The sequence below is a fragment of the Pseudomonas sp. PNPG3 genome, from assembly GCF_023093815.1.
GTDB classification, from domain to species: domain Bacteria; phylum Pseudomonadota; class Gammaproteobacteria; order Pseudomonadales; family Pseudomonadaceae; genus Aquipseudomonas; species Aquipseudomonas asiatica.
Window position 1 is genome coordinate 1 of record NZ_JALLKV010000053.1, and the last position, 14,725, is coordinate 14,725.

General features: G+C 62.9%; 13 protein-coding genes. 12 read left to right on the top strand and 1 reads right to left on the bottom strand.

The window, feature by feature from the left end; genetic code table 11:
* Positions 1–364: 364 nt before the first annotated feature.
* Together MJ643_RS24635 and MJ643_RS24640 are read left to right on the top strand one after the other, a co-directional pair.
* Entirely contained in the window at positions 365–874 is a 510-nt protein-coding gene (locus MJ643_RS24635) for a hypothetical protein (protein WP_013972745.1), read from the top strand.
* Between the two features lie 140 nt (positions 875–1,014).
* Positions 1,015–1,170: a hypothetical protein gene (locus MJ643_RS24640; protein ID WP_158491230.1), complete on the top strand. Its 156-nt coding sequence runs from the start codon at positions 1,015–1,017 to the stop codon at positions 1,168–1,170.
* A 12-nt stretch (positions 1,171–1,182) separates the two neighbouring features.
* Here the strand turns inward: MJ643_RS24640 and tri1 are convergent, their stop codons facing one another.
* Positions 1,183–2,298, bottom strand: a complete 1,116-nt coding sequence (gene tri1, locus MJ643_RS24645) for an ADP-ribosylarginine hydrolase Tri1 (RefSeq protein ID WP_024087177.1) — start codon at positions 2,296–2,298, stop codon at positions 1,183–1,185.
* A 789-nt stretch (positions 2,299–3,087) separates the two neighbouring features.
* On the opposite strand from tri1, the gene MJ643_RS24650 reads away from it, so the two are divergent.
* The 10 genes from MJ643_RS24650 to icmH all read left to right on the top strand — a co-directional run bounded on the left by MJ643_RS24650 (position 3,088) and on the right by icmH (position 14,715).
* On the top strand, positions 3,088–3,837 hold the full coding sequence (locus MJ643_RS24650; protein WP_024087178.1) for a hypothetical protein: 750 nt from the start codon (positions 3,088–3,090) through the stop codon (positions 3,835–3,837).
* Between the two features lie 64 nt (positions 3,838–3,901).
* The gene (gene tssB / locus MJ643_RS24655; RefSeq protein ID WP_024087179.1) at positions 3,902–4,441 is read left to right on the top strand and encodes a type VI secretion system contractile sheath small subunit; all 540 of its coding nucleotides are present in this window, start codon (positions 3,902–3,904) and stop codon (positions 4,439–4,441) included.
* 14 nt (positions 4,442–4,455) lie between these two features.
* Positions 4,456–5,958 (top strand): type VI secretion system contractile sheath large subunit, encoded by a 1,503-nt coding sequence (tssC, locus tag MJ643_RS24660; protein WP_013972748.1) that lies wholly within the window; start codon positions 4,456–4,458, stop codon positions 5,956–5,958.
* Between the two features lie 26 nt (positions 5,959–5,984).
* A complete protein-coding gene (gene tssE / locus MJ643_RS24665; protein ID WP_013972749.1) occupies positions 5,985–6,467 on the top strand; it encodes a type VI secretion system baseplate subunit TssE in 483 nt (160 codons plus the stop codon).
* Positions 6,467–8,287: a type VI secretion system baseplate subunit TssF gene (gene tssF / locus MJ643_RS24670; protein WP_208209552.1), complete on the top strand. Its 1,821-nt coding sequence runs from the start codon at positions 6,467–6,469 to the stop codon at positions 8,285–8,287. Before tssE ends, tssF begins: the two co-directional genes overlap by 1 nt.
* Entirely contained in the window at positions 8,251–9,321 is a 1,071-nt protein-coding gene (gene tssG, locus MJ643_RS24675; protein ID WP_023661182.1) for a type VI secretion system baseplate subunit TssG, read from the top strand. The genes tssF and tssG overlap by 37 nt, the downstream gene beginning before the upstream one ends.
* The gene (tssH, locus tag MJ643_RS24680; RefSeq protein WP_015270494.1) at positions 9,318–11,915 is read left to right on the top strand and encodes a type VI secretion system ATPase TssH; all 2,598 of its coding nucleotides are present in this window, start codon (positions 9,318–9,320) and stop codon (positions 11,913–11,915) included. Before tssG ends, tssH begins: the two co-directional genes overlap by 4 nt.
* A gap of 24 nt (positions 11,916–11,939) precedes the next feature.
* Positions 11,940–12,662 carry a type VI secretion system lipoprotein TssJ gene (gene tssJ, locus MJ643_RS24685; RefSeq protein ID WP_013972753.1) on the top strand — a complete coding sequence of 241 codons (723 nt, stop codon included), beginning with the start codon at positions 11,940–11,942 and terminating at the stop codon, positions 12,660–12,662.
* The gene (gene tssK, locus MJ643_RS24690) at positions 12,659–14,002 is read left to right on the top strand and encodes a type VI secretion system baseplate subunit TssK (RefSeq protein ID WP_013972754.1); all 1,344 of its coding nucleotides are present in this window, start codon (positions 12,659–12,661) and stop codon (positions 14,000–14,002) included. The genes tssJ and tssK overlap by 4 nt, the downstream gene beginning before the upstream one ends.
* The gene (icmH, locus tag MJ643_RS24695; RefSeq protein ID WP_023661181.1) at positions 13,999–14,715 is read left to right on the top strand and encodes a type IVB secretion system protein IcmH/DotU; all 717 of its coding nucleotides are present in this window, start codon (positions 13,999–14,001) and stop codon (positions 14,713–14,715) included. Before tssK ends, icmH begins: the two co-directional genes overlap by 4 nt.
* Positions 14,716–14,725: the final 10 nt, after the last annotated feature.

Below are 14,725 nucleotides of genomic sequence, written 5' to 3' on the forward strand. Positions count from 1 at the left end.
GCGATTGGTGTCCGGGGATTTTGCCAAATCAGGAAGTCTTTTTCAGGATTTCCCTTGGTTGATTACGAAGAGTACTATTGGACCGAACAGGCACCGTTCGATGCCTAGCTGCAGCGGCCGAGCACCGCCCCTGCGATGGTCAGCAAGGGCCGGAAACGCCAGATGGACCATGAGTTGATCTACCCGCAAGCGCCAATCGAGGTCGAGCGCGCAGACTCTCAATGCGCCAAGCTATGGCATCCAAAAACATCGCGGGTAAAATTGCCGATGCCCTCACTGCTATCGCCCCCACGTTCAACCTGCCCAAGCTCTGCGAATGAATACACGCTCCTCACAAATGTCACCCGGGCTTACGCCTCTCAAGATGAGGCTGCTGGCCGTCGGCATGTTCATCGCATTGCTCCTGGTAGGGGCCATCTCGCTTTATGCCTATACCAACTACCTGTTCCCGCTGTACGGCAGGCTGCTTCGTGGCGCTCCGGTCGTGGAAACACCGTACCTCGCGTTCGGCCTGCTCATGGCCCCACCGGCACTCGCCATCCTGCTCGTTGGCAGCGCGATCTGCGCCTGGACCGGCAAGAAGTTCGACCCACCCCCTGCATCCCGGCTGCACCGCTTCCAGGCGTTGATGTTCGGGATATCGATTAAAACGCTGATCCATGTCGTCCCAGCGGTGATGATTCTGACTACGGGGGCTTTGCTGGCCAGGGGTTATACGCCCTGCTCGAAGCTGCTGATTTCGGGTTCTGCCTGGCAGTTGTACTGGGTCAATGATGATCGGGTGTGCTTCAAGCCGGATCACTACATCAACGACAACTGGCCATGCAAGGTCATCGACGGCAAGGACGTTTGCGTCCAGGTCGATGGGCGGTGAGTTGCCTACCTTGCCAGGCTCAAAGCGAGTACGGCGGAGAAAACCGACAAGGTGACAGTTGATAAGCCGCAGAAACCTGGAGACGGGGTGACGTGGACGTACAGCGGCGCACCTCTGGGCTATGCATACTCGGGCATTAAATGGACAAGCACACACTGAAAATTACAGCCAGAGCGCTTCGCGAAAAGCTTGAAATTATCAAGGACCAAAATCCTGACGCCATGACCATGCTCAACCTACTTCGCGACCTGCTATTTTGCCGGGCTGCAGTTGACGCGTTAAGCGCCATTACCTGATCAAAGGTGCTATCACTCACTGCCAAATAGCAGCTCGTCCATTTCATCCCCCTGAGGCGCGAGTTCAAACAACCGGCTTGCCAGTTCACAAATGTGCCGCGACCAGGCAACCTTGGCCACCCACTCCGGCGGCATGCCCGACACCCCATACAAGGCGCCGGCGATCTGCCCCGCCGTCGCCGCCACGCTGTCGGCATCATCGGCAAGGTTGGCAGCCAACAGAATCGCATCCCTGAAGTTGTCCGTATTCCACACAGCCCAGAGCGCCGCTTCCAAAGTATCGACTACATACCCTGACGAGCGAATCTGCTCACGGGTTTTGTGCTTGTACTCCCCGGCATTGATGATCAAGGCCCGGGGCTGCAGGGGGCGCACCTTCGGCGACAACGCCTCTTCCTTGTCCGCGCCATTGAGCGCCAGATGCAGCTGTGCCCCGAACAACTTGCAGCACTCCGAGACCTCGATCGCGCGATGGGTGACGCTGCTCTGCGTCACACTCTCCCACCAGGTTGCCAACAGCGAGTGGCGTCTGAAAATGGCCGTAGGCGCGAGCCGTATCAACGAACCATTGCCCGCTGTCGAGGCTTCGAGATTGCCCATCCACGCAAGCCCTTGGGCCTCCCACCCTTCCAGGGCTCGGCGGGTGACATTGCCGATGTCGAAGCAGCGGCCATTGGCGCTGTTTTCACCCTGCCGGTACCAGCGCACCATGGCATCGGCAAAGGTCGCGAAATCGAACTTGCCTTGGCTTGCGTAGGTGTCTGCCAGGCACAGGGCCATGCTGGTATCGTCGGTCCACTCACCCGGCGCGAGGCGGAACGGCCCACCGCCGACCATGTCGCTGACCTGCCCCTGATCGCGGCGCTGGAACTCCAGAGTGGTGCCTACCGCATCGCCGATCGCCAGTCCCAACAGTGCACCCTGAGCGCGGTCTAGCGCCTGGCCTGGTGTCAAGGTACAGGATCGGTCGTTCAGCCAGGCGGGCTTTGTCCGCGGCAGCCTTGGTGCGTCGGGCTCCGGCATGTAGGCCATGCGCTGTTGCAACTGCGGTGATAGTTCGGGGAGCAGATCGGCGTAACGCTTTGCATAGTCGCTCAGGATTGCATCCGGGCTTCTCAGGTCGATCATGCTGATTCCTTGCAGTAGGTTGCTCTCGTCCATGCGCTCATTTTGCTTGACCTGCACTACCCCGGCAACGACCCGAGCAAGTCGCCGACCATGAGGATGGCACCGGCTACGCCGGTGTTCGCGGGTGAACCCGCTCCCACAGGGGCCGTGCAGGCTTCACGGTTTTGGCTGAGGCAATTGTTGCTGCAGGCAGGGCACAAACCCTGGGGCCGGCGCTCCCACAGTGATCGCGCACGTTTTCAAGGTTTTTAGCGAGACCGTTGCCTCTGCAGGTGCGGCATAGGCCCGGGGCCGACGCTATTTCCGAGGGAGCGCGCGAGCTTTCAAAAGTCACTATCCAAACGGATGGATCGCGCTTGATAACACCCTTTCCGCGCGGCACATTCCGTCGCATTGCCATCATCCTGAGGCGCCTCGCCAATACCTCCGCGAGAAAGCGGTCAGCGCAAAAAATGAGACCGGATTCACTTTTTGCAAAAAACTTTTGCCAAGGATTTTTATCGCATTCCCGCCCCTCGCACACCCACGTTTTCGGGCCTGAACCCCGATTTCCCGTGCCCGAAACCCCTAGTCAACATCACGACGCCATCATTGCGTCACATCACAAAACAGGGAAAAAATCGCCCCCCTCGCGGGAACTTCTTCCGCAGCGAGGTGCCCTACTCGGCATTGCTGGCAACACGATATTCATGTGCCAGCACTCAGGTTTGCCGCCGTCGAGAGGCGCAATTTAAGGTCCACGCCATTGGCGTTTCAGGACGATCAAGCAGGCACATGGACGATGCACCGATGACACAGACATTCGATGTCGAAGCACTGATCAAGCTGCGTAGCCAGACGCGGGCGATCTCCGATGCGCTGAAGGCGCAGGCGGCGGATTACCTCGCCACCGTGGCACCGCTGATCCGTCCGCAAACCCTGTTTGGCGAATACCTGCAAGGCGCTCAGCGCAGCAGCGGGCGCGAAACCCAGGGCCACTTCCAGGCCCTGGTCGAACTCTACGAACGTATCGGCTCGGCCGCGCCGTTCCAGCTGGTCACCGAGCTGGAAGTACCGCTGAACCTGATCAGCACCACCCCCGAACTGTTCCCGCTGGAATACGACAAGGCCCTGGAACACAGCGGCCAGGTCATCCGCATCACCAGCCCGACCCGCTGGGTGGTGGGCTTCCACGCCTTCGACCTGGCGCGGTTTCGCAACGTCATCAAAGACCCCAACCGCAGCAGCGCCGAGCTGTACCGCTTCGTGGTGCACTACCTGGTGCTGTTCTACTGCCTGAGCAAGTCGCCTGGCCTTGGCCGGCTGTTCGAGGGCCTGCGCTACAGCCTGAGCTTCGAGCGCCTCAAGGGCTTTGGCGACCTGCCGTTCTGCGTCATCAGCTCGCCGGTGCGCTCTGAACTGCCCGACGACTCGGTCATCCGCAGCAGCACGCAGATTGCCGGCAACACCAGCTTCGAAGAGCTGGTGGGCCGCGACAACATCCTGGAAATGAACGACGAAATCCGTCAGCGCCTGCTGCTGACGATCGAAGGACTGTAACGCGCTGCGCCCGGTCACGGGCCGCGCATTGTTTCGCAGCGAATTGCTCGCACTGGAGAACACGATGGCGAAGAAGGAAAGCACTCAGCACAAACTCGACCGCGTTCGCGCGCCTCGGGTCCATATCACCTACGACGTGGACATCGGCGATGCCATCGAGAAAAAGGAGCTGCCCTTCGTCGTCGGCGTACTGGGCGACTTTTCCGGCAACCCGCTGGAGCCGCTGCCCAAACTCAAGGACCGCAAGTTCGTCTACATCGACCGCGACAACTTCAACGGCGTGCTCAAGGGCATCAAGCCGCGCCTGACCTACCGCGTCGACAACACCCTGGCCAAGAACGGCACCCAGCTGGGCGTGGAACTGAACTTCAACAGCCTCGAAGACTTCGAGCCACAGAACGTGGTCAAGCAGGTCGAACCGCTGCGCAAACTGCTGGAAGTGCGCAACAAGCTGGCCGACCTGCGTAACAAGATGGGCGGCAACGACAAGCTCGAAGAGCTGCTGATGGACGTGCTGCAGAACACCGAGAAGCTCAAGACCCTGGGCAAGGAATTCGGCCGTGAAGCCGAAGTGAAAGACCCATCCAGCAGCGATCGCGCCTGAGCAGGAGCCCGAACATGACCGACAAGCAAACCGCACCGCAACAGGCCGGCGACCTGGTCGAAGTGGAAAACTTCGCGCCACAGGCATCGTTGCTCGACAGCATCATTTCGCAAAGCCGCGTGGCCCGCTCCGACACCGAGCGCAACCGCACCCGCGACCTGATTGGCGAACTGGTGAACCAGGTGCTCGAGGGCGAGATGACCCCGAGCAAGGACCTGATCGCCGTGCTCGATTCGCGTATCGCCGAAATCGACGCGATGCTTTCCGAGCAGATGAACGAAATCATGCACGCCCGTGAGTTCCAGCAGCTGGAAGCCTCCTGGCGCGGCCTGAAATACCAGGTAGACCAGACCGAGACCAGCACCACGCTGAAGATCCACCTGCTCAATGCCTCGAAGAAAGACCTGGTACGCGACCTGAAGGCCGCCAGCGAATTCGACCAGAGCGCACTGTTCAAGAAGGTCTACGAAGAAGAGTACGGCACCTTCGGTGGCGCGCCTTTCGGCATGCTGATCGGTGACTACGAGTTCAACCGCAACCCCGAAGACATGTACCTGCTGGAGGAGATCTCGCACGTCGCCGCGGCCGCCCATGCCCCGTTCATTTCGGCCGCCTCCCCCGAGCTGTTCGGCTGGGACTCGTTCACCGAAATGTCCGGCCCGCGTGACCTGGCAAAGATCTTCGACACCGTCGAATACGCCAAGTGGAAGTCGTTCCGCGCCTCGGAAGACTCGCGCTACGTCGGTCTCACCCTGCCGCACGTGCTCGGTCGCCTGCCGTATGGCCCCGATACCACCCCGGTGGAGGAATTCAACTTCGTCGAAAGCGTCGATGGCCGCGACCACAACAAGTACCTGTGGATGAACGCTGCCTACGCCCTCGGCACCCGCGTTACCGATGCCTTCGCCCGCTACGGCTGGTGCGTGGCCATCCGCGGCGTGGAAGGTGGCGGCCTGGTCGAAGGTTTGCCAACCCATACCTTCAAGACCGACGACGGTGAAATCGCCCTCAAGTGCCCGACCGAAATCGCCATCACCGACCGCCGCGAAAAAGAGCTGTCGGACCTGGGCTTCATCCCTCTGGTGCACTGCAAGGGCACCGACTATGCCGCGTTCTTCGGCACCCAGTCGGCGCAGAAGCAGAAGCAGTACAACACTGACATTGCCAACGCCAACGCGCGCCTGTCGGCCCAGCTGCAGTACATCTTCGCCACTTCGCGCATCGCCCACTACATGAAGGCCATCATGCGCGACAAGATCGGCAGCTTCGCCTCGCGCATGGATGTCGAGCGCTTCCTCAACCAGTGGCTGGCCAGCTACGTGCTGCTCGACGACACCGCCAGCCAGGAAGCCAAGGCCAAGTTCCCGCTGCGCGAAGCCCGCGCCGAGGTGTTCGAAGTGCCGGGCAAGCCAGGTGTGTACAAGGCCGTGACCTACCTGCGCCCGCACTACCAACTGGATGAGCTGACCGCTTCGCTGCGCCTGGTTGCCGAGCTGCCACAGGGCGCGCGCGGCTGACAGGCCGGTGTGTACAGGGATGACACATGAGTAACCAGGCCCGCCTGCTGCCCTCGCTGCTCGACCGACTGCTGGACGACCGTCCGTACCAGTCGGCCGAGCCAGCCGTGCAACGCACCTGCTCGTTGAGCGAGTACAAGGCCAGCATCGTCCGTGACCTGGAGGTACTGGTGAACACTCGCCAGAGCCTGGTCGCCGAAGAGCTGGAGGGCTACAGCCAGCTCGGTGGTTCCATCCTCGAATACGGCATGCCCGACTTCATCAGCCGCAGCGTGCTCGACCCGCATGATCGGCGCCTGATCCAGCAGCAACTGGAACGGGCGATCAGCACAGGGGACCGACGTTTTCGCCGTGTCCGCGTGCAGCTGCTGGCCCAGCAGAACGGCCACCGTATGTTGACCTTCCGCGTGGACGCCGTGTTGCGTCTGCAGGACATCAGCCGCCAGGTGTCATTCGACGCCGTGCTGCAGGTCAACACCCAGGAATACAAAGTGCAGAACCTCAACTGATGCTCGACGAACTGCTGCCCTACTACGAAAAGGAACTGTCGCACCTGCGCTTCCTCGGCCAGGAGTTTGCCGCGCAGTACCCGAAAATCGCTTCGCGGCTGTTGATCGAGGGCGACAACTGCGAAGACCCGCACACCGAGCGCCTGATCGAGGCGTTCTCGTTCCTGTCTGCGCGGGTGCACAAGAAGCTCGATGACGAGTTTCCGGAAATCGTCGAATCCTTCCTCGAGGTGCTGTACCCACACTACCTGCGCCCTACCCCATCGATGTCGATTGCCGAGCTGAGCCTGGGCAAGCACGAGAAAGTCACCGAAGCCTACCGGGTGGCGCGTCATACCGAGATGCATGCCAATGCCGTGGAAGGTGTGGTGTGCAAGTTCCGCACCTGCTACCCGGTAGAGCTGTGGCCGATTGCCGTGCAGCAGGCCTCGTTCGCCGAACTGGAGCGTTCGGCCTTCAACGGCCACAGCGCCGACCTGGTCGCACGCCTGCGCATCCGCCTGGCAGCCACCGGCGATGCCCTGTTCGGGCAGATGGAACTGGACCGCCTGCGGTTCTTCCTCGACGGCGAGGCGACCCTGATGCTGCAGTTGTACGAACTGCTGTTCAACAACCTGGCAAAGGCCACCCTGAGCTTCCAGGACCAGGGCCGCAGCCGCGAAGTGGCCTTGCCGGCCGATGCCCTGAAAGCCGTGGGCTACGCCCGTGACGAAGGCCTGGTGGACTACTCCGAGCGCTCGTTCCTGGGCTACCGCCTGCTGCACGAGTACTTCACCTTCCCCGACAAGTTCATGTTCTTCGACCTGAACGGCTTTGCCCGCATTCTGCAGGGCAAGGCCATCGAGCAGGTCGAGATCCACTTCTATTTCTCCGACTACGACCTCAGCGAGCGCCTGGCGCGGCTGACACAGAACATCGGGCGCAACAACTTCAAGCTCAACTGCACACCGATCATCAACCTGTTCCGCCAGCAAGCCGAGCCGATCAAGCTGACCCACACCCAGCACGAATACCCGGTCACTCCCGATACACGGCTGCACAACGCTGCCGAAGTCGTCTCGATCGACCGCGTACGGCGGGTGCGCAAACTCGGCGGCATCGACCAGGTCGCCACCTGCCACCCGTTTTTCGAACCCCGTGGCGAGCAGGACCCGCACAGCAGCTTCTGGGTGGCGCGCCGGCGCATCCAGGGTGACGCCACCGCCATGAGCATCCGCGTGGTCGACCGCGACCTGGAGCTGATCGACGCCAGCAGCGACACCCTCAGCATCGGCCTTACCTGCAGCAACCGCGATGTACCGCTGATGCTGCCGTTCGGGGGCGAACGTGGTGACTTCAACATTCCCGCCAACTCGGTGATCAAGGATATCCGCTGCCTGCGCAAGCCCACCGCCACGGTGCGTGTGCCCCTGGGCAAGGGCCTGATCTGGCGGTTGATCGCCCACCTGTCGCTGAACCATATGTCGCTGGTCAGCCAGGGCCGTGAAGTGCTGCTGGAGCTGTTGTCGCTGTACAACTACCGCAATGTTTCCGCCATTCGCAAACAGATCAACGGCATCAAGGCGATCAGCAGCGAGCCGGTGGTCGCACGCATCGGCCACCCGCGGCCGAACTTCGTACGTGGCGTCGGCATCACGCTGACCCTGGATGAAAGCCAGTTCATCGGCAGTGGCGTGTACCTGTTCGGCATGGTGCTGGACCACTTCTTCGGCCAGTACTGCTCGATGAACAGCTTCACCCAACTGACCCTGCGCACCCAACAACGAGAAAAGAGAGTCGTCCAATGGCCAGCACGCACCGGCGATCAGCCCCTGGTCTGATCGATCAGGCCCGAGCCGAGCCGCACCGATTCGAATTCTTTCAATTGGTGCGCCTGCTCCGCCTGCACTACAGCCGTACCGGGCGCATGGACCTGGCAACCCGGCCGCACGAAGACCCGCTGCGTTTTCGTACCCAGCTGTCGCTGGCGTTCCCGGCCAGCGAGGTCAGCGACCTGCACTTCGAGCGCGAAGGCAAGGTGTCGCCGGCCGGCTTGCCGCTGTCGGAAGTGCAGGTCACCTTCATGGGCCTGGTCGGGCCGTCAGGCGTACTGCCGCGCCCGTATACCGAGCTGCTGCTGGAGCGCCACGTGCAGTATCGCGACGATGCCGCCCACGCGTTTCTCGACATCTTCTCGCACCGCATGACCACGCTGTTCTACGAGGCCTGGCAGAAGTACAAATTTCATATCGAGCACGAACGCAATGGCACTTCGGGCTTCGATGGCTACCTGCTCAACCTGGTCGGCCTCGGCCCGCGCGCGCAGCAACTCAAGTTCGAGCAGCAACCAACCGCGCTGCGCCGCGAGCTGTTCAGCTACTTTGCCGGCCTGCTCAGCCAGAAGCCGCGCAACGCGCTGAACCTCGAACGCATGCTCGGCTTCTATTTCTCGCTGCCGATCAAGGTCCGCCAGTTCGCCGGGCGCTGGCTGCACCTGCAGCCCGAACAATGCACCCAGCTCGGCCGCCGCAATGTCCAGCTCGGCCACAGCGCCGTAGCCGGCAACCGGGTCTGGGACTACCAGTCGTGCATCCGCATCGAGCTGGGCCCGCTAAGCCTGGCCGATTACCAGCGCTTCCAGCCGGGCACCGCGTGCTACCGCAAGCTGGTGGAGCTGGTGCGCTTCTATATAGGCGCCGAACTGGATTTCGAAATTGCCCCGCGCCTCAAGCGCGAGGCGGTGCCACGCGCCCAGCTGGGCCGCAGTGGCAATGTCGCCCTGGGCTGGCTGGGCTGGCTCAAACGCCCTGGTCGTGACGCGGAGCCTTCGCGTTGCGCCGTCTTCCACATTCCTTACGATGGGGTCGCCTTGTGAACCTGAAGTCTCTGTTCGCCAAGCTCAACGAAACCAGCCGCACGGCCACGGAAAGCGCGGCGGCCCTGTGCCTGTCGGAGCACCATTACGACGTGGAGGTGGAACACCTGCTGCTGCAGTTGCTCGACAACAGCGACAGCGACCTGGCGCCGATCCTGCGCCACTACGAAGTAGTCGCCGAGCGCTTGCAGGCGCAGCTGGTCACGGCCCTGGGCACCTTCAAGAAAGGTAATACCCGCACCCCGGCGCTGTCGCCGCACATCACCCGCATGATCGAGCAGGCCTGGCTGCTGGCGTCGATCGAATACGGCGTCGGCCAGGTGCGCAGCGCTCACCTGCTGCAGGCCCTGCTCGACGATGCCGAACTGCGTCGCGTGGTGATCGCCTCGGCGCCGGAGCTGGAGAAAATCAACGCCGATGACCTGCGCCTGAACCTTGCCGCGCTTGTAGAAGGCAGCGCCGAGTCCAGGCAGGCCAGCCCGCTGGCCAGCCCGGCAGCGCCAGTGAACAGTGCGAGCAAGGCCGGCGGCAAGACTCCGGCGCTGGACCAGTACACGGTCAACCTCACCCAGAGCGCCCGCGAAGGCCGCATCGACCCGGTGCTGGGCCGCGAGTTCGAAGTAAGGCAGATGGTCGATATCCTTACCCGCCGTCGGCAGAACAACCCGATCCTCACCGGCGAAGCCGGGGTCGGCAAAACCGCCGTGGTCGAAGGCCTGGCCCTGCGCATCGCCCAAGGTGACGTGCCGGCGGTGCTCAAGGATGTGGCCCTGCACACCCTCGACCTGGGCCTGCTGCAGGCCGGCGCCGGGGTCAAGGGCGAGTTCGAGAACCGCCTCAAGGCAGTGATCGAAGAGGTCAAACGCAGCCTGCACCCGATCATCCTGTTCATCGACGAAGCCCACACCCTGATCGGTTCCGGTGGCCAGGCCGGGCAGAACGATGCCGCCAACCTGCTCAAGCCGGCCCTTGCCCGTGGCGAGCTGCGCACCATCGCCGCCACTACCTGGGCCGAATACAAGAAGTACTTCGAGAAGGACGCGGCCCTCGCCCGCCGCTTCCAGGTGGTCAAGGTGGAAGAACCCGACGAGGACAAGGCCATCCACATGCTGCGCGGCCTGCTCGGCAAGATGCGCGAACACCACAAGGTAGCAGTGATGGACGAAGCGCTGGTGCAGGCCGTGCGCCTGTCCAACCGCTACATCACCGGCCGCCAGCTGCCGGACAAGGCGGTCAGCGTGCTCGACACCGCCTGCGCGCGCATTGCCCTGGCGCAATCGTCGCAACCTGGCGCCCTGGAGGACTGCCGCCGCCAGATCGACAACCTGCAGGCCGAGATCGCCGTGCTCGGCCACGAAGCCGGCAAAGGCCACGACCACACTCGCCGCCTGGGCGAGCTGCAGGCTGCCCTGCAGGCCGAGCAGCAGCGGGAGCAGCAGTTGAACACGCAGTGGCAACAGGAGCTGGAACTGGTCGAACAGCTCAAGGCGCTGGACGCCGCCAGCGAGGCCGATGCCAAGCAGCTCAACGCCCTGCGTGCCGAACTGGCCCGCGTGCAAGGCGACCAGCCCCTGGTCCATGCCCTGGTCGACAGCGGCGCCATCGCCCAGGTCATCAGCGGCTGGACCGGTATCCCGCTGGGCAAAATGCTGCGTGACGAGATCGACACCGTGCAGCGCCTGCCGGCCCTGCTTGGTGAGCGCGTGCTGGGCCAGGACCACGCCCTGCACGAGATCGGCAAGCGCATCAAGATTTCCCGCGCGCGCATGGAAGACCCGAACAAACCGATCGGTGTGTTCCTGCTGCTCGGCCCCAGCGGCGTCGGCAAGACCGAAACCGCGCTGGCCCTGGCCGATACCCTGTACGGCGGTGAACGCAACCTCATCACCATCAACATGTCCGAGTACCAGGAAGCCCACACCGTTTCGAGCCTCAAGGGCTCGCCTCCCGGCTATGTCGGCTATGGCGAAGGCGGCGTGCTGACCGAGGCGGTGCGTCGCAAGCCGTACAGCGTGGTGTTGCTCGACGAGGTGGAAAAAGCCCACCCCGACGTGCTCGAACTGTTCTTCCAGGTATTCGACAAGGGCGTGCTGGACGATGGCGAAGGCCGCGAGATCAATTTCCGCAACACGGTGATCATCCTCACTTCCAATACCGGTACCGAGCGCATCATGCAGACCTGCCTGAACGCCACCGAGCTACCGACGCCCGCAGCGATCGTCGAAGACCTGCGTGACCAGCTCAACCATGTGTTCAAGCCGGCCTTCCTCGGCCGCCTGAGCATCGTGCCGTTCTACCCGGTGCAGGACCAGATCCTCGAGCGCATCGTCGCCCTCAAGCTCGAACGCATCGCCAAGCGCTTCGCCCGCAACCACCAGGCCGAGCTCAGCTACGACCAGGCGTTGGTCAAGGCCATCGCCGCGCGCTGCACCGAGGTCGACAGCGGTGCGCGCAACATCGACAACATCCTGTCCCAGACCCTGATGCCCGAGCTCGCCCAGCGCGTGCTCGAGCGCATGGCCCAGGACACGCCGATCCAGCGTCTTGCGATCGAGCTGGGCAGCGATGGCGATTTCGCCTATCGCGTGGCCTGACGAGTACACGGAGGTTTTGCCGTCATGCAACACAAGCACACCGCCCTCAAACGCCTGACCACAGCGGCCTTGCTAGTGGCGCTGGCCGGCTGCGGGGTCACCGACCGTATCGGCAAGCGCATGGAAGACAGCTGGGCGGCCGACATGCTGGCCGACAGCGAAAAGGTCATCCTGACCTCCGACGGCGGCAACCAGCTCAACCCCGATGCCGAGGGCAAGCCGCTGTCGGTGGTGATGCGCGTGTACCAGCTGACCGACCTCGAACGCTTCGCCGCGACCGATGCCGAGACCCTGTGGGACACCCCGGAAAAGGCCTTGGGCAACACCCTGGTGGAAGCCCGCGAGATCACCCTGCTGCCGGGCATCGGCCAGATCGACCAGTGGCCACTGGCCAAGAGCGCTCGCTACGTCGGCGTGGCAGCGTTCTTCCGCAACGAACAGGACGCGCGCTGGAAGGTCGCCTTCGACGCCAACTCGCTGCGCAAGGACGGTATCTGGTTCTCTTCCGACGGCCTGCGGGTGCTGGTGGACAACACCGAAATCAGCGCCATGCGTGGCGTCGACGTACTGAACAAACCGCCGACCGCCGACCAGCTGGCAGCCGCGCAGAAGGCCCGGGACAACGCACCGACGCTCACCGACAAGGTGCAGGACGCCGTGCTCGACAAGGCCAGCGATGCCGCCGGCAAATCGGCACAGAACACCATGGATTCAACCTTCAACTCTTTAGTGGATAGCGTCAAATGAGCAAGCAGAGCCGGGTGATGTGGTCGGAAGGCATGTTCCTGCTGCCCCAGCACTTCCAGTACCAGGATGAGTTCCACCAGCACCAGCTGGCCGAGGCGACCTTGCGCACCACCCCATTCCATTGGGGTGTGCAGGTACTGCAGGTGGATGAGGACGCCCTGGCCAACGGTTCGCTGCAGCTCAAGCGACTCAAGCTGGTGTTCCCTGACGGCAGCCTTTACGACGCACCGCAGCACGACCCGTTGCCGGCTGCCCGCGACCTCAAGGACCTGCTCAAGGCCAACGACCTCAAGGTTCATGCTGCCTTGAAGCTGCCCGAGCCATTCGGCCTGAACTATGTCGAGGATGGCCAGGAACACAAGGCCGCGCGGCGTTTCCGCAAGCAGTTCGATACCCTGCCCGACCTCAATGAAGGCGAGCTGGAAAACGAAATCACCAGCCTGCGCCTGAACGTGGTGCTGCTGGTGGACGGTGACAGCCTGGACGGCTACAGCCACTGCCCGCTGGCCAGGCTGACCCGCAACAGCATGGGCGGTTTCAATCTCGACCCGCATTTCGTCCACCCCACTCTGCATCTGGGCAGCCACGAGACCCTGGCCGGCATCGGCAAGCGCCTGCTCGGCGCCCTGCAGGCCAAGAGCAAGGCCCTGTCCGGCCGACGCCGCGAACGCGCCGACCAGATCGCCGAGTTCGGCTCCAGCGACGTAACCCTGTTCTGGCTGCTGAACACCGTCAACCGCGCCCACCCGCAGCTGGCCCATCTGCTGGCGCACCCGCGCCTGCACCCCGAGCGCCTGTACCTGTTCCTTGCCGACCTGGCGGGTGGCCTGCTGACGTTCACCCTGGACACCCAGCTCAGCGACATCCCCGAATACGACCATCACGACCCGGCCGCGTCGCTGGTCAAGCTCGACGAGATGATCCGGGTGATGCTCGACAACGTGGTGCCCAACCAGTGCATCGTCATCAACCTCAACCAGACCAAGCCGTCGTACTGGCAGGGCCAGTTGCACGATCCACGCCTGACCGAGGCCGACTTCTATATCTCGGTCCATGCCGACATGCCTGGTGCCAGCCTGCTGGAGCTGGTACCGCGGGCATTCAAGGTCGGCTCGCCGGAAGACATCGAGGTGGTGGTCAACAGCGCGATGCCCGGCGTCACGCTCAACCATGCCGCACGGCTGCCCAACGCAATTCCGGTGCGCCTGGACAACCAGTACTTCGCCATCGAGCCGCATGGCCATGTCTACGAGCGAATGATGAATGCCCAGACCATCTGCTTCTACGCGCCCAGCGCCTTTACCAACCTCAAGCTTGAACTGATGGCGGTGCTCAAATGACCGAAGCCGTATTGCAACAGGGCGCCGTCGCGGCCGCCAACGACAAACCGACGCTCAAGGACCTGGTCCAGGACTTCATCAGCATGGCCCTGATCGTGCGACGTGGTCGTCAGGTCACCTCGGTGCCGGCCTTCGAAGCCAGCGTGGAACGCTTCTTCGCCAACCTGGAACGCGACGCCCGCGCAGCCAACTACAGCGCCGAACAGGTCAAGGACACCCAGTACGCGCTGTGTGCCTTCCTCGACGAGAGCGTGCTGCGCGCGAGCGACAACCAGCTGCGCCAGCACTTCGAGCTGCAGCCGCTGCAGTTCCGCTACTTCGGCGTGCACCTGGCGGGTGAAGGCTTCTTCGAGAAGGTCGATGCGCTGCGTGCCGACGTCAAGCAGAACATCGATGTACTCGAGGTCTACCACCTGTGCCTGGCCTTGGGCTTCGAGGGCAAGTTCAGCCTCGGCCAGAAAGACCAGCTGCGCTACCTGGCCAATACCCTGGGCCAGGATATTGCCCGCTACCGCAAGGCGCCCAAAGCACTGTCACCGGACTGGGCACTGCCCGACCAGGTGTCGCAGATGCTGCGCCACGAGGTGCCGCTGTGGGTTTACCTGGCGCTGATCGCGCTGGTCTGCGTCGCCGTGTACCTGACGCTGGACTGGTTGCTGGACAAGGACGTCGCCGCCCTTTCCGAACAAATCCGCCAGCTGTTCAGTGCCTGAGCAAACGTCA

Coding starts and splice junctions, on each gene's coding strand:
- MJ643_RS24635 (WP_013972745.1), top strand. CDS start 365: ATGAGGCTGCTGGCCGTCGGCATGTTCATCGCATTGCTCCTGGTAGGG.
- MJ643_RS24640 (WP_158491230.1), top strand. CDS start 1,015: ATGGACAAGCACACACTGAAAATTACAGCCAGAGCGCTTCGCGAAAAG.
- tri1 (WP_024087177.1), bottom strand. CDS start 2,298: ATGATCGACCTGAGAAGCCCGGATGCAATCCTGAGCGACTATGCAAAG.
- MJ643_RS24650 (WP_024087178.1), top strand. CDS start 3,088: ATGACACAGACATTCGATGTCGAAGCACTGATCAAGCTGCGTAGCCAG.
- tssB (WP_024087179.1), top strand. CDS start 3,902: ATGGCGAAGAAGGAAAGCACTCAGCACAAACTCGACCGCGTTCGCGCG.
- tssC (WP_013972748.1), top strand. CDS start 4,456: ATGACCGACAAGCAAACCGCACCGCAACAGGCCGGCGACCTGGTCGAA.
- tssE (WP_013972749.1), top strand. CDS start 5,985: ATGAGTAACCAGGCCCGCCTGCTGCCCTCGCTGCTCGACCGACTGCTG.
- tssF (WP_208209552.1), top strand. CDS start 6,467: ATGCTCGACGAACTGCTGCCCTACTACGAAAAGGAACTGTCGCACCTG.
- tssG (WP_023661182.1), top strand. CDS start 8,251: ATGGCCAGCACGCACCGGCGATCAGCCCCTGGTCTGATCGATCAGGCC.
- tssJ (WP_013972753.1), top strand. CDS start 11,940: ATGCAACACAAGCACACCGCCCTCAAACGCCTGACCACAGCGGCCTTG.
- tssK (WP_013972754.1), top strand. CDS start 12,659: ATGAGCAAGCAGAGCCGGGTGATGTGGTCGGAAGGCATGTTCCTGCTG.
- icmH (WP_023661181.1), top strand. CDS start 13,999: ATGACCGAAGCCGTATTGCAACAGGGCGCCGTCGCGGCCGCCAACGAC.